The sequence below is a fragment of the Streptomyces sp. NBC_01515 genome, from assembly GCF_045040345.1.
Lineage (GTDB): Bacteria > Actinomycetota > Actinomycetes > Streptomycetales > Streptomycetaceae > Streptomyces.
The window spans coordinates 3660181-3681957 of record NZ_CP109416.1; the positions used below are offsets into that span (position 1 = coordinate 3660181).

Consider the following 21777-nt stretch of genomic DNA (forward strand, 5'->3'; position numbering starts at 1 on the left):
GGCGAGACCGTATCGCCGACGCAAGGGTTGCAGCAAGAGGCCTGAAAGTCACAGAAAGAACTTTCAACCGCAACCTTGACGTGCCCTTCTCAACGGGCCCACGCTCACCAGTTGTTGAACGCCGAATCCTCTCCTCCGGAGCCGCAGATGAGCAGATACGGACCAGCACGGCGCATGGCGAGTGCCGTCGCCGCCGGCGCCCTCGCCCTCGCGGGTGTGATCGCCCTGCCCGCCGCCACCGCCCACGCGGACACCTCCGCCAAGGGCGATGTCATCGCCAACCTCTGGGAATGGAACTGGGACTCCATCACCTCGGAGTGCACGAACGTACTGGGCCCGGCCGGTTACGGCGCGATCCAGGTGGCACCGCCCGCCGAGTCGCTGAAGCAGACCAACTACTACTGGTGGGACGTCTACCAGCCCTACTCGTACAACCTGAACAGCCGCTTCGGTACGGCGACGCAGTTCGCGAGCATGGTGTCCGCGTGCCACACGGCGGGCGTGAAGGTCTACACGGACGCGGTGATCAACCACACCGCCGCGCAGACCGGCACCGGTTACAACGGCACCACGATCACCAGCAAGTACGACACCCCGGACTGGGACCCCGGCGACTACCACACCTCGGCGGACTGCCCCACCTCCGACCTGACCATCCAGGACTACTCGAACCTCACCCAGGTCCAGAACTGCGAACTCCTGGGCCTGCCCGACCTGAAGACCGGTTCGGACTCGGTCCGCGCGGGCATCGCGAACTTCCTGAACAAGCAACTCGCCCTGGGCGTCGACGGGTTCAGGGTCGACGCGGCCAAGCACATCCCCGAGACCGACATGGCCGCGATCGAGGGCAAGCTGACGAACACGACGGCGGGCTCGGCACCGTACGTCTTCCAGGAGATCTACCCGGGCTCGACCCCGCAGCCCAGCGACTACTACGCCTCCGGTGACGTCCTCGACTTCACCTACGCGAGCAAGATGAAGTCGGCGTTCCAGGGGAACGTGAGCGACCTGTCCTCCCTGGAGAGCAGCGGCATTCTCCCGGCCGCCAACTCGGTGTCCTTCGTGACGAACCACGACACCGAACGCAACGGCCTCCACATGAGCTACAAGGACGGCGACACCTACAAGCTCGCCAACCTCTTCCAGCTCGCCTACAAGTGGTCCACCCCGACGGTGTACGCCAGTTGGGAGTGGACGCAGAGCGACCAGGCCCCGCCGAACTCGTCCGGGTTCGTCACCAACACCGACTGCTCCAGCGGCAGTTGGTACTGCCTGGACCGTGACACCGGGGTCGTCGGCATGGTGGCCTGGCACAACGCGGTGGACACGGCGGCCGTCTCCAACTGGCAGACCAAGTCGTCGAGCGTGATCGGCTTCGGCCGTAGCGGAGCGGGCTTCTTCGCGCTCAACAACGGTTCCTCGGCGGCGACTTACAGCTTCACGACCGGGATGGCCGACGGCACGTACAAGAACGTGGTGGACGGCGGTGCCTCGACCATGACGGTCTCGGGCGGCAGCGCGTCCCTCACCATCCCGGCGAAGAGCGCGATCGCCTTCTACAACTCCTCCTACACCTGCACGGTCGGCTGCGACGACACCGGCGGCGGCGGTTCGTCCGGTTCCACGGTGACCGCCACCTTCAACGAGTACGCGGCCACCACGTCCGGTACGAGCGTCTACGTCGTCGGCTCCATCGACGCGCTGGGCGGCTGGGACACCTCGAAGGCGGTCGCGCTGTCGTCGTCCGGGTACCCGGTCTGGTCCGGGGCGGTGAGCGTGCCGACCAACACGTCCTTCACGTTCAAGTACATCAAGAAGGACGCGTCCGGAAACGTCACCTGGGAGTCGAACGCCAACAGGGCGGCCACGACGGCCAGTTCGGCGGTCTCGCTCAACAGCTCCTGGAACGTGGCCGACGCCGACGCCACCGACGTCACCTTCAACGAGTACGCGACCACCGACCTCGGCACCAACGTCTACGTCACCGGCTCCATCGCGTCCCTCGGCTCCTGGAACACGAGCGACGCGATCCCGCTGTCGTCGGCGTCCTACCCGACGTGGAGCAAGCTCGTCATCGTCCCCAAGAGCACGGCCTTCACGTACAAGTACATCAAGAAGGACAGCTCCGGGAACGTGGCGTGGGAGTCCGGCACGAACCGCTCGTACACGACGGGCACCGCGTCCGGCTACACGGCGAGTGACACCTGGAAATAGGTCCTTCCGCGATTCCTTCCGGCTTCCTCCAACTTTCTGCGAACAAAATCGCCGTACCGCGCATCGAACCTTGTGTACGGCACAGAAGGACGGTGCGGGGCGCAGACCACGCCCCGCACCGCGGAGCAGGAGTGGGGAACATGACCGTGAACGAAGTCCAGAACACCACCGACCAGGCCGGCACCGCCAAGCACCGACGCCGCGCCGACCGCAAGCTCGGGCGCACGATGATCGGCCTGGGCGCCGTCGTCGGTCTGGGGCTCGCGGGCTGGGCGGGTACCGCGAACGCCGCGACCTCCAGTGGTACGGCCACGGCGAAGGCGACGCCGACCTGCTCGGCCGCCGCGCTGAAGGCGACCTACGGTCAGCAGCTCGCCGGCGGCATGAACCACGAGGGTGTCGTCATCCGGCTGCGCAACCTCAGCGGCAAGACCTGCGCGCTGCGCGGATACCCCGGCCTGGGCCTGGAGAACTCCGCGCACAAGAAGCTGACGACCCACACCACGTGGGGCAACACCTGGTACGCGCACAACCCCGGCAAGAAGACCCTCACCCTCAAGGACGGCGAGAGCGCCGAGGCCGTCGTCGCCTGGACCCACGCCAACACCGGCACGTCGGGCGCGGTGCACGCGGCCTACCTGGAGATCACCCCGCCCGCCTCCACCCAGCACAAGACCCTGGCCCTCCCCCAGTGGGTCGACCACGGCGACCTCTCGGTCACCGCGCTGGCGAAGCACATCACCATCACTTCCTGACCCCCCTGACACGGACGGCGGCGGCGTGCCCCCTCGCGCCGCCGCCGTCCGGCTGCGGGGATCAGCAGCTCGACTTCCCGGCGTAGATCGCCAGCGCCGTGTTCGAGCCCAAGGTGGCCGTGAACTGCCCGCTGGAGTTCACCGTCACCGACGTGTTGTGCTGGACGTCGCAGTACGTGCCCGCGGCGAGAGACGTCTGGTACGTCTGTGTCAGCGAGGACGTCTCGTGGTTGATGGCGACGTAGCCCTTGCTGCCGCGGCCGAAGGCGATCGCGTCGTTGCCGTCGTCCCACCAGTTGGTGAGGGACTGGCCGCTCGTCGCGTTGCGGAAGGCGACCATGGACTTGATCTCCGGCCAGGCGTGCTGGCACTTCCAGCCGTCCTGCCAACAGGCCGTCACCGCGCCGCCGTTGGGCGGTCCGGCGTCCGCGTCCGTCCACTCGTAGCCGGAGTTGATGTCCGGAGCACCGTACGGGTAGGCGAGCATGAAGACGTTGGCCAGGGTGTAGTTGGCGCCGTCCTTGTAGTTCAACGTGCTGCCGTTGCGCTCTGTGTCGTGGTTGTCGACGAAGACTCCCGCCACCGAGCTGCTCATGTAGCCCCAGCCCTCGCCGTAGTTCTTCAGGTAGGCGAGGTTCTCGTTGTTGAAGACCCGCTTGAGGTCGTAGGCGTAGCGGAACTCCTGGACGTCGCCGTTGCCCGTGTACTCGGTGGGCTGGACGGCCTCGCCCGCGCCGTAGATGACCTCCTGTTTCCAGTACGCGGAGGGGTTGCTCAGGCGGGACTTGATGTTCGCGAGGTCGGTCGCCGGGATGTGCTTGGCCGCGTCGATGCGGAAGCCGTCGGCGCCGTAGCCGAGGAGGGTGTTCATGTAGCCGGCGATGGTGGCGCGGACGTACTCCTCGCCCGTGTCCAGGTCGGCCAGGCCGACGAGTTCGCAGTTCTGGACGTTGGCGCGGTTGGTGTAGTCGCTGACCAGCGACGTGCAGTCGTCCATGTCGTACGAGGAGTACAGGCCGGGGTAGTTGTACTTCGTGTACGACGAACCGCCGGTGCCGGTGCCGCTGCCCGCCGACATGTGGTTGATGACCGTGTCGACGACGACCTTCACGCCCGCCGCGTGACACGTGCTGATCATGTTCTTGAAGGCCGTGGCGTCGCCGAGCCGGCCCGCGATCTTGTAACTCACCGGCTGGTACGACGTCCACCACTGCGAGCCCTGTATGTGCTCGGCGGGCGGGGAGACCTGGACGTAGCCGTAACCGGCCGGGCCGAGGGTGTTGGTGCACTCCTTGGCGACCGAGGCGAAGTTCCACTCGAAGAGGACCGCGGTGACGTCCTTGGTGCCGGGAGGGGAGGCATGTGCGGTGCCGGGCACCAGGAAGGCCGTCGCGGCGGCGAGGGCGCAAGCTCCTGCAAGTGATCTGCTGTTGGCCATGTGGGGTTCCTTCTCCGTTGAAGGTTCTTGACAGTTCTTGCTGAAACACCATGGAAATCTTGCGGTGGCCAGATGTTAAAGGCCCGCCACCCAAAAGGGCAGCGGGCCGTGTGAAGTTCCTGCGAGAACTTACGAGTTGGTGGTCCACCACGCCGTCGTGTCGGCGGGCAGCTTCGCCTCGCCGGCCGTCTCGGTCACCTCGCCGCTGGCGAGCAGGAGACGACCGTACGCCTTGGTCGTCACCGACTCCCCGCTCGTGTTCGCGACACACACGAACTCCCCACGCCGGAAGGCGAGTACGCCCTCGGGCGCCCGCAGCCACTCCACCGAGTCACCCGCGCCGAGGTCCGGCTGGGTGCGGCGGGCGGCGAGCGCGGCCCGGTACAGCTCCAGCGTCGAACCGGGCGTCCCGGTCTGCGCCTCGATGCTCAACTCGCCCCAGCCGTCCGGCTGCGGCAGCCAACTCCCCCCGCTGCCGAAGCCGTATGACGATCCGTCACGCGTCCACGGGATCGGCACCCGGCACCCGTCCCGGAAGCCGTCCTGGCCCGCGCCCCTGAAGTACGCGGGGTCCTGGCGGACTTCGTCCGAGAGGTCGACGACGTCCGGGAGGCCGAGTTCCTCGCCCTGGTAGATGTACGCCGATCCGGGCAGCGCCAGCATCAGCAGGGTCGCGGCACGGGCCCTGCGCAGGCCCAGCTCCCTGTCCCCCGCCAGGCGGATCTGGGTGCCGAGGCCGGGCGGGTTGGCGAAGCGGGTGGCGTGCCGGGTGACGTCGTGGTTGGAGAGGACCCAGGTGGCGGGGGCGCCTACCGGGCGCATGGCCTCCAGGGTGCGGTCGATGACCGTACGGAGTTCCCCGGCGTCCCAATCCGTCGACAGGTACTGGAAGTTGAACGCCTGGTGGAGTTCGTCCGGGCGGACGTAGTTGGCCGTGCGCTCGACGGTCGGCGTCCATGCCTCGGCTACGAAGATGCGCTCGTCCGCGTACTCGTCGAGGACCGTGCGCCACTGGCGGTAGACGTCGTGCACGCCGTCCTGGTCGAAGAACGGCATGACATCGTTGCCCAGCAGCTTGAGTTGTTCGTGCGAGCCGAGGTCGGGCAGACCCTCCGCCTTCACCAGCCCGTGGGCCACGTCGATGCGGAAGCCGTCGACCCCGATGTCCAGCCAGAAGCGGAGGATCGAGCGGAACTCGTCGCCCACCGCCGGGTGTTCCCAGTTGAAGTCGGGCTGCTCCGGCGCGAAGAGGTGCAGGTACCACTCCCCCGCCGAGCCGTCCGGTTCGGTGACCCGGGTCCAGGCGGGGCCGCCGAAGATGGACTCCCAGTCGTTGGGCGGGAGTTCGCCGTGCTCGCCCTTGCCGGGGCGGAAGTGGTAGCGCTCCCGCAGCGGTGAACCGGGGCCCTCCCTCAACGCCCTCTTGAACCACTCGTGTTGGTCCGAGGAGTGGTTCGGGACGAGGTCGACGATGATGCGCAGGCCGAGCCCGTGGGCGTCCCGGATCAGCGCGTCGGCGTCGAGCAGGTTCCCGAACATCGGGTCCACGGCACGGTAGTCGGCGACGTCGTAGCCTGCGTCCGCCTGCGGGGAGGCGTAGAACGGGCTGAGCCACACGGCGTCGATCCCGAGATCCCGCAGATACGGAAGCCGGGCGCGGACGCCCTCCAGGTCGCCCATGCCGTCACCGTTGCTGTCGGCGAAGCTGCGGGGGTAGACCTGGTAGATCACCGCGTCCCGCCACCAGTCGCGGCGCTTGGCCTGAGCGGGGTTTTTCGGTGCCGGGGCGATGGCCGAGTGCTGCTGGGTCATGGCGTCCTTGGTGCGTAACTGGGGTTTGGTCAGGGGGAGTTGTGACGGGGCGGCCGTGAAGTCAGCGGGGTCGGATGGACGTCACGGCCGCCCCGGGTATCAGGGGGGCTTGGGGGGCAGCGCCCCCCAAAAAAGGGCGCGGGGAACTGCGCGACCAGCCCCCACGCACCCGCAGACAACAACGAAACCGGATTTTCTAGCCCTTCGTGCCACCCGCGGTAAGCCCGGTGACCAGGTTCTTCTGCACGAGATAGAAGAACGCGGCAACCGGTATCGCGATCAACACCGCCGTCGCGGCCATCAGGTTCCGCTGCGCGTCGTGCTCGCTCACGAACGTCTGCAACCCGACCGCGAACGTGTACTTCGTGTCGGACAGCATGAACGTCGAGGCGAACGCGACCTCGCCGAAGGCCGTGAGGAAGCTGTAGAACGCGGCGACCGCCAGGCCCGGCTTGGCGAGCGGCAGGATCAGTCGCAGGAACGTGCCGAAGGGGTTCAGCCCGTCGACGCGTCCGGCCTCGTCGATCTCGAACGGGATCGTGTCGAAGTAGCCCTTGAGCAGCCAGGCGCAGTAGGGCACGGCGGTCGAGCAGTAGACGAGGATGAGACCAAGGTAGCTGTCGATGAGCTGCAGATCGGCCAGAATCTGGTACATCGGCACGATGAGTACCGCTATCGGGAACATCTGGGTGACCAGCAGCACCCACATGAACTTCCGGTAGCCGGGGAAGCGCATGCGCGACACCGCGTAGCCGGTGCTCGCGGCGATGGTGACGCCGATGACCGTGGTGCCGAGCGAGACGATCAGCGAGCTCTTCAACCAGTCGAAGAACCCGGTGTGCTGGAGGACGAACGAGTAGTTGTCGAACGTCATCTTCTTCCAGATGCCGGCCGGGTGGAGATAGTCGTCCGAGTCCGGGCCGAGAGAGAGGAAGACCAGCCAGGCGATCGGGAAGAGCGCGATCAGGCTCGCGACGATCAGGACGCCGTGCGAGCCGAGGGCGCCGGCGCGGCTCAACTCGCCCCGGCGGCGGGTCCGTTCGGGTGTCGTGGTGCTCATGGGGACTCCTGCCTCAGATCGCGAGCTGTTGGTCATTGCGGTTCAGCCAGCGGCGGTAGAAGGAGGTGAAGACGATCAGGATGGCCAGCAGCAGGATGCCGTAGGCGGCCGACTGGGCGAATTCGCGCGGCTGTTGGCCGAAGCCGAGGAAGTACGACCAGGTGACCAGGATCTGGGCGTCGGGCGCGGTGTTGCCGAACAGCAGGAAGATCACGGCGAATTGGTTGAAGGTCCAGATCACACCGAGCAGGACGACGGTGGAACTGACCGACCTCAGGCCCGGGAGAGTGACGTAGCGGAAGCGCTGCCAGGGGCTCGCGCCGTCCATCTCGGCGGCCTCGTAGAGCGAGGCGTCGATGGACTGGAGGCCGCCGAGCAGCGAGACCATCATGAACGGCACACCGCACCAGGTGTTGACCATGATCGCGGCGAACCGCTGCCAGAACGTGCTCTCCAGCCAGTCGGGTTGGGGCAGATGCAGGCTGTGCAGCGCGGAGTTGATGATGCCGCCGTCGGCGAGCATGAAGCGCCAGCCGAAGACCGTGACGAAGGTGGGGACGGCCCACGGCAGGATCAGGATCAGCCGGTACAGGGTGCGGGCGCGCAGCTTCTGGTTGAGCAGGAGCGCCAGGGAGAGGCCGACCGTGTAGTGGAGGGCTACGCAGAGCCCGGTCCAGACGATCGTCCAGATGAAGTGCGACCAGAAGCGGTCGTACGACGTCGGGCCGAACAGGATGTCCTTGTAGTTGTCGAGCCCGATGAACTTGTAGGTGGCGTCGATGTGGTTGACGCCGATCGTGCGCGCGGTGTTGAGGCTGTCGGCGTCCGTGAGCGTCAAGTAGAGGCCGTACACCAGGGGGTAGAGCACGAGGACGCCGAGCACGACGACCACGGGGATGATCATCGCGTACGCGTACCAGTGCTTCTGGTAGGCGTACTTGAGGCGGCTGCCGGGGCCGGGCCGGGGTGCGCGGTCACCGTGGCGCTTGCCGGTCGCGCGGTCGATGGCGACTGTCATGGTTCGTTCGACACCTTCTGGAAGACCTTCTGGAAGTTCAAGCGGGTACGGCGAGTTCGCGGACTACGGCGAGTTCGCGGACTACGGCGGCGCAGGCCGATGGCCGTCGGATCCGTCCCCCCAGTTCCTGATCCGGCGGATCCGACGGCCATGCGGGGCTACTTGCTGAAGTCCGGGACCAGCTTGGCGATCGCCAGCTCGGCGTTGCTCAGGCCCTTGTCGAGGGACTCCTTGCCACCGGCGACCTTGGGCAGTTCGGTGTCCAACGGGCCCCAGAGGGAGCTGTATTCGGCGAGCGCCGGGCGCGGCTGGGCGGCGCCGAGGACGCTCTGGAAGCCGGCGATCCCCGGGTCGGACTTCACGGCGGCGGTGTACGCGTCGTCGCGGGTCGGCAGCGTCGAGTTCTTCAGCGCGATCGTCGACTGGGAGGCGGCGGAGGTCATGAAGTTGACGAACTTCAGGGCCGCCTTCTGGTGCGCGGAGTCCGAGCCGGCGTAGACCGAGAGGTTGTGACCGCCGGTCGGGGCACCGGACTTGCCGGTGGAGCCGGCCGGGATCGTGGCGATGCCGAGGTTGGACTTGTCCTTGAAGGCCGAGCCCTTGTAGAAGTTGGTGATCTCCCACGGGCCCTGGATGATCGCGGCGACCTTGCCGTTGACGAACGCGTCCTGGATGTGGGCGTAGGCGTCCGCGGTGGTGTCGGCCTTGTGCAGGCCGGTGCCGGAGAAGAGGCCCAGCCAGGTGCCGTAGGCCTTCTTCGCGGCGGCGGAGTCCACGGTGATCTTCTTGGCGGAGGTGTCGACGGTGTCGGTGCCCTCGCCGTAGAGGAAGGTCTGCGCGTAGTAGGCCTGGGTGGAGCCCCAGTAGCCGTCGACCTTGGCCTTGGCCTTGATCGTCGCCGCGTCGGTCTTCAACTCGTCCCAGGTGGTGGGTGCCTGGGTGATGCCGGCCTGCTTGAAGAGGGCCTTGTTGTAGACGAGCGCGAGGGTGTCGGTGACCAGCGGCACGCCGTACGTCTTGCCGTCGTACTGGGCCTGCGTGATCAGGTTCGACTTGAACTTCGCCTGGTCCGCGAGGGCTTCGGTGCCGTCGAGCGGCAGGAAGTAGCCCTTCTTCGCGAAGGCGGGGGTCCAGCCGACCTCCGAACGCAGCACGTCCGGGGCGCCCTTGGAGCCGGCGGCGGTGTCGAACTTGTTCTGCGCCTGGTCGAAGGGCACGTTGACGTACTTGACCTTGACGTTCTTGTTGGCCGCCTCGAACTTGGCGACCAGGGCCTTGTACGTGGGTGCCTCATTGGTGGCGTTCGAGGTGTCCCACCAGGTGATGGTGACCGGCCCGTCGGACTTGCCGCTGCCACTGTCACTGCCGCCGCAGGCCGTCGCCGCGAGGGCGATGGACGCCACCAGCGCGGTGGCCGCTATGCCACGCCGCATGAGTTCTCCTTGAGGGTGAAAGCCCGTGAGGTGCAGGGCGGAGGTCCCGTCCGCCGCCCTGTCGACTTGCCGACTGCGCCGTTGCGTCCGCCGGGCGTCGCCGAACGTAACAGCGATGCAAGCGCGGCGAAAGTCCTTGCTGCAAAAAACTGCAAGACGGCCCGAGAGTTACCCGTCCGTGACCTCTCCTCGACCCCCGCGAAACCCAGCACTGGTGCGGCTGAGCGGGCAAGGGGACACTTGTGCAAGACTCTGCAAGCTCTTGCCGCATGCCGTACGTCGACCAGCAGCCGACCAGAACACGAGGGATCGCGATGACGCAGCAACCCGCAGCGCGCCGACGGCCGGTACAGTCCACTCCCGTGACCACACGGCTTGCCGACATCGCCGCCCAGGCGGGGGTGAGCGAAGCGACCGTCAGCCGCGTCCTCAACGGCAAGCCTGGCGTCGCCGCCACCACCCGCCAGTCCGTCCTCGCCGCGCTCGACGTGCTCGGCTACGAACGTCCGGTACGGCTGCGGCAGCGCAGCGAGGGCCTCGTGGGCCTGATAACGCCGGAGTTGGAGAACCCGATATTCCCCGCCCTGGCCCAGGTCATCGGCCAGGCGCTGACCCGGCAGGGCTACACCCCGGTGCTCGCCACCCAGACCCCGGGCGGTTCCACGGAGGACGAGCTGACCGAGATGCTCGTCGACCGCGGGGTCGCGGGCATCATCTTCGTCTCCGGGCTGCACGCGGACACCTCCGCCGACATGCAGCGCTACGAGCAACTCCGGGCGCAGGGCGTGCCGTTCGTGCTCGTGGACGGGTTCTCGCCGAAGGTGCAGGCGCCGTTCATCTCCCCCGACGACCGCGCGGCGATGACCCTCGCCGTCACCCACCTCGTCTCGCTCGGCCACACCCGCATCGGACTGGCGCTGGGCCCGAAGCGGTTCGTACCCGTACAACGCAAGATCGAGGGCTTCGTCCGCACGATGCAGGACCAACTGGCCCTGACCGCCGAGGATGTGGAGACCCGGCTCGTGCAGCACTCGCTGTACACGCTGGAGGGCGGGCAGGCCGCGGCCGCCGCGCTGATCGACCGGGACTGTACGGCGGTGGTGTGCGCGAGCGACATGATGGCGCTCGGTGCGATCCGGGCGGCCCGGCAGCGGGGTCTCGATGTGCCGAAGGACGTCTCGGTGGTCGGTTTCGACGACTCCCCCCTGATCGCGTTCACCGATCCACCGCTGACGACGATCCGCAAGCCGGTTCCGGCGATGGGACAGGCGGCGGTGCGGACGCTGCTGGAGGAGATCGGCGGGACGCCTGCCCCGCACAGCGAGTTCGTGTTCATGCCGGAACTGGTGGTGCGCGGGTCCACGGCTTCGGCCCCCGGGGACCGGAACCGTCCCTGAATCATCCCTGAATCGTCCCTAAGGGGGAGGAAACGCGGCTGCGTCCAGTGCGCTGGTAGTAGTACGGGGACTCTTCTCGTCGTAGAACATGCGAGCCGGACCCGACCAAGGGATGATCGGTCGCGGAAGCCTTTTCTGGCAGACTTTGTGTCTATGGGTGAGACCACCGTGACGACATTGGAAGGCCGTGAAGAAGCCGTTCCGAGCCCCGTCGCGGACGCCGCGGGGCAGGGTTTTCTGCGCCGGTTGCGGACTCCGCGCCGGCCCCGGCTCTGGTTCGAGATCCTGCTGATCGCGGTGAGCTACTGGACGTACTCACAGATCCGCAACGCGGTCCCGGAGCAGAAGACCGAGGCGCTGCGGAACGCCGACTGGATCTGGCGTGTGGAGCACCATCTCGGCATCGCCGTCGAGCAGTCGGTCAACCATGCCGCGAATTCGGTGACTTGGCTGATCGTCGGGATGAACTACTACTACGCCACACTGCACTTCGTGGTGACGCTGGGTGTCCTGGTGTGGCTGTTCCGCAGCCATCCGGGCCGGTACGCGGCGACGCGCCTCGTCCTCTTCGCGACGACGGCCGTGGCCCTGGTCGGCTACTACTTCTTCCCGCTGGCCCCGCCCCGGCTCATGAACGGCGGCCACTTCGTCGACACGGTCATGGTCCACCAGACCTGGGGTTCGATGGCGTCGGGCGACCTGAAGCACGTGTCGAACCAGTACGCCGCGATGCCGTCCATGCACATCGGCTGGTCCCTGTGGTGCGGCCTGACGATCTTCACCCTGGCGAAACTCCCCTGGGTCCGCATCCTGGGCCTCCTCTACCCGGCGGTGACCCTCATGGTCATCGTCTCCACGGCCAACCACTTCTGGCTCGACGCGGTGGGCGGCATGCTCTGCCTGACCTTCGGCTTCACGGTCTCCCGCCTCTGGTACGGCGCGTTCCCGTACGCCCTGCCGAGGACGGTGGCGGTACGGGGGGCGAGCGGGACGTGGCTGCCGACGAAGGCGTGAGCGCTGCGCTGGCTGGGTGGGCTGCGTGGATATGCGGCTCCGCCGCAGGGACACGGGGCCGCAATGCCGTCGTTCGGCTGCCGCGCCGTCGTGGCTGGTCGCGCAGTTCCCCGCGCCCCTTTGAGGCGCTGCCACGCCCCGCGTCTTTAGGAGCGCGGGGCTGTATCAATGTGTGGCTCCGCCGCGCGGGCGCGACCAGCGCCCACCGGCGGTCAGCCGAAAGACAACCCAGCTAGGCCCCGTAGAACAACACGTCCACCACACCACGTGCCCGCCGAGTAGTACGCCGATAGTCATCCAGCATGTCGCCCACATGCCCCGGCCCATACCCCAAGTACCGCCCCACGGCAGCCAGTTCACGCGGGTCGGACGGAAACGTGTCTCCCGCCCGCCCCCGCACCAACATCACCGCGTTGCGCACCCGGGTAGCCAACACCCAAGCCTCGTCCAGTATCGAAGCGTCCTCGACGGAAATCAGCTCGGCAGCACAGGCCGCGGCAAGCCCCGCCCGAGTACGCGTCGTACGCAACCCCGGCTCGGCCCACCCGTGCCGCAACTGCATGAGCTGCACGGTCCACTCGACGTCGGACAGCCCCCCACGCCCCAACTTGGTATGCAGGGTCGGGTCAGCCCCGCGGGGCAACCGCTCGGACTCCATCCGGGCCTTCAGCCGCCGAATCTCCCGTACGGCGTCATCACCCAGCCCCTCCGCCGGGTACCGCAGAGGATCGATCAGCTCGATGAACCGCTGCCCCAACTCCCCGTCCCCGGCAACAGGTTCGGCCCGCAACAACGCCTGCGACTCCCAAACCAGCGACCACCGGCGGTAGTACGCCTCGTAGGAGTTCAACGACCGTACGAGCGGACCCGACTTGCCCTCCGGCCGGAGATCCGCGTCGATCAGCAGCGGCGGATCCGAACTGGCGACCTGAAGCAGCCGCCGCATCTCGGAGACGACCTTGTTGGCCGCCTCGGAGGCCTCGCGCTCGGGCACGCCCTCGCGGGGCTCGTGCACGAACAGGACGTCCGCGTCGGAGCCGTAGCCCAGTTCGTGGCCGCCGAAGCGGCCCATGCCGATGACGGCGAAGCGGGTGGGGAGGGTGTCGCCCCAGCCCGCGCGGACCACCGCGCGCAGCGTGCCAGCGAGAGTGGCCGCGGTGAGGTCGGAGACCGCGCCGCCGACCCGGTCGACGAGGGCGCCCTGGTCGGCCTCGACGGGCTGGGTCTCGGTGCCGTAGGAGCCGACGATGTCGAAGGCGGCCGTACGGAAGAGTTCGCGGCGGCGGACGCCCCGGGCGAAGGTGACGGCCTGGACGGCGTCGTCGGCGCGGCCGACCGCGGCCAGTATCTCCTGGTCCAGGTGGGCGCGTTCGCGGGGTTCGAGGCCGCTGCCGCCGTCGCCGTCGCCGAGGAGGGCGACCGCTTCGGGGGCGCGCATGAGAAGGTCGGGGGCGAGGCGGCCGGCCGAGAGGACGCGGGCGAGGTTCTCGGCGGCGGCGCCCTCGTCCCTCAACAGCCGTAGGTACCAAGGGGTTTTACCGAGCGCGTCGGACACCTTGCGGAAGTTGAGGAGGCCCGCGTCCGGGTCGGCGGAGTCCGCGAACCAGCCCAACAGGACGGGCAGCAGGGTGCGTTGGATGGCGGCCTTGCGGGTGACGCCGGAGGCGAGGGCCTCGATATGGCGGAGGGCCGCCGCCGGATCGCTGTAGCCGAGGGCGACCAGCCGTTCGCGGGCCGCCTGCGGGCTCAACCTGGTCTCGCCGGGCGCGAGTTGGGCGACCGCGTCGAGCAGCGGGCGGTAGAAGAGCTTCTCGTGGAGGCGGCGCACGACGGTGGCGTGCCGCTTCCACTCGCGGTTCAACTCGGCGACGGGGTCGGTGCGCAGGCCCATCGAGCGGCCGAGGCGGCGCTGGTCGGCCTCCTCGACGGGGACGAGGTGGGTGCGGCGCAGCCGGTAGAGCTGGATGCGGTGTTCCATCGTGCGCAGGAAGCGGTAGGCGTCGTCGAGGCGGGCGGCGTCCTCGCGGCCGACGTAGCCGCCGGCGGCGAGCGCCTCAAGGGCGACGAGCGTGGTGCCGCTGCGCAGCGAGGTGTCGGCGCGGCCGTGCACCAACTGCAGGAGCTGGACGGCGAATTCGACGTCCCGGAGGCCGCCGGGGGCGAGCTTCAGTTCGCGGTCGATCTCGGCGGCGGGGATGTTCTCGACGACACGGCGGCGCATCTTCTGCACGTCGGTGACGAAGTTCTCGCGCTCGGCGGCCTTCCACACGAGGGGTTCGAGCGCGTCGACGTACTCCGCGCCGAGCGCGAGGTCGCCGGCCACCGGGCGGGCCTTGAGCAGGGCCTGGAACTCCCATGTCTTGGCCCAGCGTTGGTAGTAGGCGAGGTGGCTGGCGAGGGTGCGGACCAGCGGACCGTTGCGGCCCTCGGGACGCAGATTCGCGTCGACGGGCCAGATGGACCCCTCGACGGTGGTCTCGGAGCAGATCCGCATCATGTGCGCGGCGAGCTTGGTGGCCGCGCGGACCGCCTTGCCCTCGTCGGCGCCCTCGACGGCCTCGCCGACGAAGATGACGTCGACGTCGGAGATGTAATTCAGCTCGTGGCCACCGCACTTGCCCATCGCGATCACCGCGAGCCGGCACAGCGCGGCGTCGTCGGGCGCGGCGGCACCGGCGATGGCGAGGGCTGCGCGCAGGGTCGCGGTCGCGAGGTCGGCGAGTTCGGCGGCGGTCTGCACGAGGTCGGTGGTGCCGCACACGTCACGGGCGGCGATGGACAGCAGGCAGCGGCGGTACGCGACGCGCAGGGCGACCGGGTCGGTGGCCTCGGCAAGGCCGCGCTCGAACTCCTCCACCCCGGGGTGGAGGTCTCGGGGCTCGTACATCACGAGGGCGTGCCAGTCACGCGGATGCCGGGCGAGGTGGTCCCCCAGGGCGGCGGAGGCACCGAGGACGCCGAGCAGCCGGTCGCGCAAGGGCTTCGCCGCGATCAGGGTGTCCAGCAGCTCGCGGCGGGGCGTGTCCTCGGGCTGCGCCTCCAGGAGCCGTACGAGACCCTGAAGGGCCAGGTCGGGGTCGGCGGTGGCGCCCAGGGCCTCCAGCAGGACCGGGTCGTTCCTTATCGGCGCCAGCTCCGCGCTCTCCAGGAGCCGCTCGGCGGCCGAGGGATCGGTGAAGCCGTGCCGCAGCAGTCGCGTGAACGTGCTGCTCCTGCGCCCCGGCGCCGTCATCCTCGGCCTCCCTCGGATCTGGGTCGTTCGGATCAAGGTCGTACGGATCTAGGTCGTAACGTCCCGAGCCTAACCGCAGGTGCGGGCGGTGGCGCCGGGGCGTGCGGCGATGAGTTCCGGAGGGGTACGGGGTCTGCCCCGTAGGACCAGGGACGGACCGACACGGACGGACCGACACAGGGAGAAGCCGATGATCTACGGCTCAGGGACTAGGGGTAGCCGATGACCGACAAGAAACCGATCACCCGTCTCGACCCCCGCTACAGCGACCCGGCGGCCACCGCGACCGACTGGTCCGCGGCCGAGGCTCAGCTCGCGGCGGCCGAGCAGTTCTGGATCTCGACGGTACGGCCGGACGGGCGGCCGCATGTGACGCCCCTGCCCGCGGTGTGGGCGGACGGCGCGCTGCACTTCTGCACCGGGCCCGAGGAGCGCAAGGCGCGCAACCTCGACGGCAACCCGCACGTCGTGCTGACGACCGGCACGAGCACCTGGGACGAGGGGTACGACCTGGTCGTCGAGGGTGCGGCGGCGCGGATCGTGGACGAGGGCCGGCTGCGGGAGCTGGCCGCCGCGTGGGAGGCCAAGTACGGCAGCTTCTGGCGCTTCGAGGTGCGGGACGGGGCGTTTCATCACGGTTCCGGATACGCGTACGTCTTCGCTGTGGCGCCGCGTACGGTTTTCGGCTTCGGTAAGGGGGAGCCGTTCAGCCAGACGCGGTGGCGGTTCGAGTGACGCGCCTGACAAAGGAGTCAAGCCATGGACATGACCCTCGAAGTGATCGTGCTGCCCGTCTCGGACGTGGACCGGGCCAAGGAGTTCTACCGGGACAAGGTCGGCTTCCACGTGGATCTCGACGGCGAGGTGATGGAGGGCGTACGGATCGTGCAGCTGACGCCGCCGGGCTCGGGCTGTTCGATCGCGCTGGTCGACGGGTTGCGGATCCCGACCGGATCCCCGCAGCCGGGGACGTACCACGGCATGCAGCTGTGCGTGCAGGACGCGAAGGCGGCCTACGACGAGCTGACCGCGCGCGGACTTGAGGTGAGCGAGCCGGTGCAGTTCGCGCCGCAGGACGGGGCGACGTTCATGTACTTCAAGGACCCGGACGGCAACGGCTGGGCGATCCAGGAGTACCGGAAGCGGGCCGCCGAGCCGCTGCACCAGGTGCTGGCCCAACTGGCGGCGCTGCAGGAGTAGTTCACCACTTCTTCATCCGCCGGGTTGGGAGCGGTGGAGTGCGGGCATCTTGGCGTGTGCATGCTCGGTTCGCACCGTCACCCCCGTCCTCCCCCCACCCGGAGGTAGATGTGTCCGGCAGTTCCGCTAGTTCCGTGTACCGCCGCAGCCGCGCCGCCGTGGCGTCCGTGCTCGCCTTCTCGGCAGCCGCCGTCGGGGTCTGGACCGGGTTCGGAGGCATCTCGACCGCGCACGCCGCGACCGGGGTGCCGACCCCGGACCACGTCGTCGTGGTGATGATGGAGAACCACGCCTACAGCCAGGTCATCGGCTCCTCCAGTGCCCCCTACATCAACTCGCTCGCGACCGGCGGCGCCGCCCTCACCCAGTCGTACGGGATCACCCACCCGAGCCAGCCGAACTACTTCGCGCTGTTCTCCGGCTCCGCCCAGGGGATCACCAGCGACAGCTGCTACACGGCGGGCTTCTCCTCGGCCGCGAACCTCGCCTCCGAGGTGACCGCCGCGGGCGGCACGTGGGCGAGCTACAACGAGACGCTGCCGAGCCAGGGTTCGACGACGTGCAGCAGCGGCAACTACGCGCGCAAGCACAACCCTTGGTTCGGCTTCTCCAACGTCGCGACGTCCACGGCGAAGACGTTCACGCAGTTCCCGACGGACTACACGACCCTCCCCGACATCTCCTTCGTCACCCCCAACCTGTGCAGCGACATGCACGACTGCTCGGTGGCGACCGGTGACACCTGGGTGAAGAACAACCTCGGCGCGTACGCCACTTGGGCCAAGACCCACAACAGCCTGCTCGTCGTCACCTTCGACGAGGACAACCTGCTCAGCGGCAACCGCATCCCCACGGTCTTCTACGGCCAGCCGGTGAAGGCGGGTTCGACGTCCTCGACCACGTACAACCACTACAACCTGCTGCGGACCCTGGAGGACTCCCAGGGCCTGACCACCCACGCGGGCAACGCGGCCTCGGCCGCCGACATCACCGGCATCTGGGCGTCCTGAGATGTACGTGGCGGACAGCCGCGCCAACGCCGACCCAAGTGCCGGGAGTACTACGGGTATGGCCCGTAGTACCGCGCGGGTGTCCGCCGTAGTCGCCCCCACGGTCTTCGCGCTCGGCGCGGTCAGCCTGATCACCGACGTGTCGTCCGAGATGGTGACTGCGGTCCTCCCCCTGTACCTGGTGACGGGCCTCGGCCTGTCCCCGCTGGGCTTCGGTCTCCTGGACGGCATCTACAACGGCTTCTCGGCACTCGTCCGGCTGGCCGGCGGCCACCTCGCCGACCGGGGCGGCGGCCGGCACAAATGGGTGGCGGGCATCGGCTACGGGGTCTCGGCGGCCTGCAAACCGCTCCTCCTGCTGGCCCACACCCTCACCCCCATCGGCCTGGTCCTCGCCGCCGACCGCACGGGCAAGGGCCTGCGCACGGCACCGCGCGACGCGTTGATCTCCCTCTCCTCCACCCCGCAGAACCGGGGTCGTGCCTTCGGGGTACACCGCGCGATGGACACGGCGGGCGCGCTGCTCGGCCCGCTGGTGGCGTTCCTGATCCTCCGGGCGACGGTGGACGGCTACGACGCGGTGTTCACGGTGAGCTTCTGCGTGGCGGTGGTCGGCGTCCTGGTGCTGGTGCTGTTCGTGCCGGGGTCGTCGCCAACTGCCGCGCCCCGCACGGAGATAGCCGCACGGAAGAGGGGCGTAGGGGAAAGAGTCGTAGGGGAAAAGGCTGTAGGTGAGACAGCCGTAGGTGAGATAGCGGTAGGTGAGACAGCCGTAGGTGAGAAGGCCGTACGCCCCACCCTCCGCGCAGCCTTCGCCCTCCTCGCCGGCCGCGACCTCCGCCGCATCACCGTCTGCGCGCTCCTCCTCGGCCTCGCGACGGTCAGCGACTCCTTCGTGTATCTCCTCCTGCAACGGCGGCTCGGTGTCCCCGACCGCTGGTTCGCGCTGCTCCCGCTCGGCACGGCGGCGGCGTTCCTGCTCCTCGCCGTGCCCCTGGGCCGGCTCGCGGACCGTGTCGGCCGCTGGCGGGTGTTCCTCGGCGGCCACGGCGCCCTCCTCACGGCGTACGCCATCCTGCTGACCTCCTGGCACGGCACGGCCCTCCCCTACGCCGTCCTCCTCCTGCACGGCGCCTTCTACGCGGCGACCGACGGCGTGCTGATGGCGGCGGCCTCGGACAGCGTGCCGGAGGAACTGCGGTCGTCGGGGCTCGCGTTGGTGCAGACGGGCCAGGCGGCGGCGCGGTTCGTGTGCTCGCTGGGCTTCGGTGCGGCGTGGACGCTGTGGGGCGACCGTACGGCGCTCATGGCGTCGGCGGTGGCGCTGGCGGTCTGCGCGGCGTTCGCGTCAATTCTCCGCCCGGGCCGATCAGTTCTGGAGCCTGCCCCATGACCCTGCGCAACCGCATCCTGATCCTCGTCGCCGCCGTAGCCGCACTCGCCGTAGTGGCGGTGGCCTCGGTCCTGCACGCGTCGGCCCGCGCCGAGCGACGGAACGAGACCCAGCCCGGCGGCCCGAAGATCACCGCGGGCCGGATCACGCTCACAGCCCCCGGCACCATGATGTTCCGCAACATGGCCTGGGGCCCCCACCGGGACGAACTCACCACGGTCCCGGCATCCGACCCCTCCGGCCCCCGCACCGCGTCCGGCCTCAAGTGCCTCCGCTTCTACGCCGCTTCGGGCACCGGGGTCTGCCTCCAGGCGGTCCACGGCACGGTCACGGACACGTACCGCGCGCTGATCCTGGACGCCCACCTCAAGGAGACGGCCCGTTACGACGTCCCCGGCATCCCCTCCCGTGCGCGCGTCTCCCCCACGGGCCACTTCGCCGCGTGGACGGCGTTCGTGGGCGGCGACTCGTACGCGGGCACGAACTTCTCGACGCGGGCGGCGATCGTGGACACGAGGACGGGGAAGCTGATCCCGACGTTGGAGTCGTTCCGGATCATCAAGGACGGCCACGTCTACCACTCCGCCGACGTCAACTTCTGGGGCGTGACCTTCGCGTCGGACGACCGCGCGTTCTACGCGACGCTGGCGACGAAGGGCGGCACGTACCTGGTCAAGGGGGATCTGAAGGCCCGTACGGTGACGACGCTGCACACGAACGTGGAATGCCCGTCCCTGTCCCCCGACGGCACCCGTATCGCCTTCAAGAAACGCGTCAAGGGCCTCCCGAAGGACGCCCCTTGGCACCTGTACGTCCTCAACCTCCGCACGATGCACGAGACTTCGCTGGCGGAGCCGAGAAGCGTCGACGACCAGGCGGTGTGGCGCGACGACCACACGATCGTCTACGCCATGCCCGGCGACTACGGAGCGGATCTCTACGAGGTCCCGGCGGACGGCACGGGAAGCTCCCGACGGATCAGCAGCGCGGCGGTGTCTCCGGCTTTCCTGAAGTAGCGCCCGACAAGTTGCGCGACGGCGTTGCGACGGGCGGGTGAACTGTGCCCCAGGCGCAGGTCGGCCCAGGGCTCACCAAACGCGGTGGGACCGACCGTCTGTGACCGTCAGCCCCACCCGTCGAAACAGCAGAAAATCCGCTCTGACCCGCCCCTACAGCACCGGCAGGTTCTTCCGCAGCTCGAACGCCGTGACCTCGCTGCGGTACTCCTCCCACTCCGCCTTCTTGTTGCGCAGGAAGAAGTCGAAGACGTGCTCGCCCAGGGTCTCGGCGACGAGGTCGCTGCGCTCCATCAGGGTCAGGGCCTCGCCCAGGTTCTGCGGGAGCGGCTCGATGCCCATCGCGCGGCGTTCCGCGTCGGAGAGGGCCCAGACGTCATCCTCGGCGCCCGGGGGGAGTTCGTAGCCCTCTTCGATGCCCTTGAGGCCGGAGGCGAGGAGGAGGGCGTAGGCCAGGTACGGGTTCGCGCCCGAGTCCAGGGAGCGGACCTCCACGCGCGCGGAGCCGGTCTTGCCGGGCTTGTACATCGGGACGCGGACCAGGGCGCTGCGGTTGTTGTGGCCCCAGCAGATGTACGAGGGGGCCTCGCCGCCGGCGCCGGCCGTGCGCTCGGAGCCGCCCCAGATGCGCTTGTAGGAGTTGACCCACTGGTTGGTGATGGCGGAGATCTCGCCCGCGTGCTTCAGCAGGCCCGCGATGAAGGAGCGGCCGACCTTGGAGAGCTGGTACTCGGAGCCGGACTCGTAGAACGCGTTCCGGTCTCCCTCGAAGAGGGAGAGGTGTGTGTGCATTCCGCTGCCCGGGTGTTCGGAGAACGGCTTCGGCATGAACGTCGCCTGCACGCCCTGCTCCAGTGCCACCTGCTTCATGACCAGGCGGAACGTCATGATGTTGTCCGCCGTCGAGAGGGCGTCGGCGTAGCGGAGATCGATTTCCTGCTGGCCCGGGGCTCCCTCGTGGTGGGAGAACTCGACCGAGATGCCCATCGACTCCAGCATGGTGATCGCCTGGCGGCGGAAGTCCATGCCCACGTTCTGCGGGGTGTGGTCGAAGTAGCCGGAGTTGTCGGCGGGGGTGGGGCGGGAGCCGTCCAGGGGGCGGTCCTTCAGGAGGAAGAACTCGATCTCCGGGTGGGTGTAGAAGGTGAAGCCCAGGTCGGAGGTCTTGGCGAGGGCGCGCTTCAGGACGTAGCGCGGGTCCGCGAAGGACGGGGAGCCGTCCGGCATGAGGATGTCGCAGAACATGCGGGCCGTGCCGGGGGCCTCCGCGCGCCACGGCAGGACCTGGAAGGTGGAGGGGTCCGGCTTGGCGATCATGTCGGACTCGTAGACCCGGGCGAAGCCCTCGATCGCGGAGCCGTCGAAGCCGATGCCCTCGTCGAAGGCCTGTTCCAGCTCGGCGGGGGCCACGGCGACGGACTTGAGGAAGCCCAGCACGTCCGTGAACCACAGCCGTACGAACCGGATGTCGCGCTCCTCCAACGTCCGGAGCACGAACTCCTGCTGCTTGTCCATCTTCCGCTTCCCCATCCTTGCTGGTCAGGCCGCCTGTCCTCGTACCGCAGGAGGCGGTCGGGCACCTGAGCATCCCACCACAACACCATTTCGTGCGCGTTGCCGACCTTGATCGGCAGGCCGACCTCGGGCTGAACGGCTCGCGTACGGCGGGTGTCCTGCGCTGTTGCCCCTCTTCCGACCATCTTGCCTGCTCGGACTGACATTCGTAATGCCTGGTCCGGGGGTGACCCTGGTGTTCCCCTGACTTTGCTGCGGGGGCCCTACGAG

The 21777-nt window shown here is 68.5% G+C and carries 16 protein-coding genes; 9 read left to right on the forward strand and 7 right to left on the reverse strand.

The genetic code is table 11. The annotated features are described in order from the left end of the window. The first annotated feature begins 147 nt into the window (after window positions 1-147). Window positions 148-2214: a carbohydrate-binding module family 20 domain-containing protein gene (locus tag OG407_RS16235; protein ID WP_405858703.1), complete on the forward strand. Its 2067-nt coding sequence runs from the start codon at window positions 148-150 to the stop codon at window positions 2212-2214. A 140-nt stretch (window positions 2215-2354) separates the two neighbouring features. Beyond that, window positions 2355-2969: a DUF4232 domain-containing protein gene (locus tag OG407_RS16240; protein WP_405858705.1), complete on the forward strand. Its 615-nt coding sequence runs from the start codon at window positions 2355-2357 to the stop codon at window positions 2967-2969. A 61-nt stretch (window positions 2970-3030) separates the two neighbouring features. On the opposite strand, the gene OG407_RS16245 is transcribed toward OG407_RS16240, so the two are convergent. The 5 genes from OG407_RS16245 to OG407_RS16265 all read right to left on the reverse strand — a co-directional run bounded on the left by OG407_RS16245 (window position 3031) and on the right by OG407_RS16265 (window position 9730). Further along, the gene (locus OG407_RS16245) at window positions 3031-4407 is read right to left on the reverse strand and encodes an alpha-amylase family protein (RefSeq protein ID WP_405858707.1); all 1377 of its coding nucleotides are present in this window, start codon (window positions 4405-4407) and stop codon (window positions 3031-3033) included. Window positions 4408-4536: 129 nt separating this feature from the next. Next, window positions 4537-6219: a glycoside hydrolase family 13 protein gene (locus OG407_RS16250; RefSeq protein ID WP_405858709.1), complete on the reverse strand. Its 1683-nt coding sequence runs from the start codon at window positions 6217-6219 to the stop codon at window positions 4537-4539. Window positions 6220-6415: 196 nt separating this feature from the next. After that, window positions 6416-7279: an ABC transporter permease subunit gene (locus tag OG407_RS16255; protein WP_328683755.1), complete on the reverse strand. Its 864-nt coding sequence runs from the start codon at window positions 7277-7279 to the stop codon at window positions 6416-6418. Between the two features lie 13 nt (window positions 7280-7292). Then, entirely contained in the window at window positions 7293-8297 is a 1005-nt protein-coding gene (locus OG407_RS16260; protein ID WP_327404588.1) for a sugar ABC transporter permease, read from the reverse strand. A gap of 158 nt (window positions 8298-8455) precedes the next feature. Further along, window positions 8456-9730 carry an extracellular solute-binding protein gene (locus OG407_RS16265; RefSeq protein ID WP_405858711.1) on the reverse strand — a complete coding sequence of 425 codons (1275 nt, stop codon included), beginning with the start codon at window positions 9728-9730 and terminating at the stop codon, window positions 8456-8458. Between the two features lie 362 nt (window positions 9731-10092). Here OG407_RS16265 and OG407_RS16270 point away from each other — a divergent pair, with 362 nt between their 5' ends. Together OG407_RS16270 and OG407_RS16275 are read left to right on the forward strand one after the other, a co-directional pair. Next, window positions 10093-11127 (forward strand): LacI family DNA-binding transcriptional regulator, encoded by a 1035-nt coding sequence (locus OG407_RS16270; RefSeq protein WP_318015932.1) that lies wholly within the window; start codon window positions 10093-10095, stop codon window positions 11125-11127. A gap of 153 nt (window positions 11128-11280) precedes the next feature. Then, window positions 11281-12141: a phosphatase PAP2 family protein gene (locus OG407_RS16275; protein ID WP_405858713.1), complete on the forward strand. Its 861-nt coding sequence runs from the start codon at window positions 11281-11283 to the stop codon at window positions 12139-12141. 232 nt (window positions 12142-12373) lie between these two features. Here OG407_RS16275 and OG407_RS16280 read toward each other — a convergent pair whose 3' ends face one another. Beyond that, complete coding sequence (locus OG407_RS16280) at window positions 12374-15373, reverse strand: bifunctional [glutamine synthetase] adenylyltransferase/[glutamine synthetase]-adenylyl-L-tyrosine phosphorylase (protein ID WP_405858714.1); 3000 nt, start codon at window positions 15371-15373, stop codon at window positions 12374-12376. 222 nt (window positions 15374-15595) lie between these two features. Between OG407_RS16280 and OG407_RS16285 the strand changes: the two genes are divergently transcribed. The 5 genes from OG407_RS16285 (at window position 15596) to OG407_RS16305 (ending at window position 19992) form a co-directional block, all read left to right on the forward strand. Beyond that, complete coding sequence (locus OG407_RS16285) at window positions 15596-16108, forward strand: pyridoxamine 5'-phosphate oxidase family protein (protein ID WP_405858716.1); 513 nt, start codon at window positions 15596-15598, stop codon at window positions 16106-16108. Between the two features lie 24 nt (window positions 16109-16132). Continuing rightward, window positions 16133-16573 (forward strand): VOC family protein, encoded by a 441-nt coding sequence (locus tag OG407_RS16290; protein ID WP_328683750.1) that lies wholly within the window; start codon window positions 16133-16135, stop codon window positions 16571-16573. 134 nt (window positions 16574-16707) lie between these two features. Then, window positions 16708-17583 carry an alkaline phosphatase family protein gene (locus OG407_RS16295; protein ID WP_405858718.1) on the forward strand — a complete coding sequence of 292 codons (876 nt, stop codon included), beginning with the start codon at window positions 16708-16710 and terminating at the stop codon, window positions 17581-17583. A 1-nt stretch (window position 17584) separates the two neighbouring features. After that, the gene (locus OG407_RS16300; RefSeq protein ID WP_405858720.1) at window positions 17585-18976 is read left to right on the forward strand and encodes an MFS transporter; all 1392 of its coding nucleotides are present in this window, start codon (window positions 17585-17587) and stop codon (window positions 18974-18976) included. After that, window positions 18973-19992, forward strand: a complete 1020-nt coding sequence (locus tag OG407_RS16305) for a TolB family protein (RefSeq protein ID WP_405858722.1) — start codon at window positions 18973-18975, stop codon at window positions 19990-19992. The genes OG407_RS16300 and OG407_RS16305 overlap by 4 nt, the downstream gene beginning before the upstream one ends. 153 nt (window positions 19993-20145) lie before the next feature. On the opposite strand, the gene glnA is transcribed toward OG407_RS16305, so the two are convergent. Then, window positions 20146-21507 (reverse strand): type I glutamate--ammonia ligase, encoded by a 1362-nt coding sequence (gene glnA, locus OG407_RS16310; RefSeq protein WP_327404576.1) that lies wholly within the window; start codon window positions 21505-21507, stop codon window positions 20146-20148. Window positions 21508-21777: the final 270 nt, after the last annotated feature.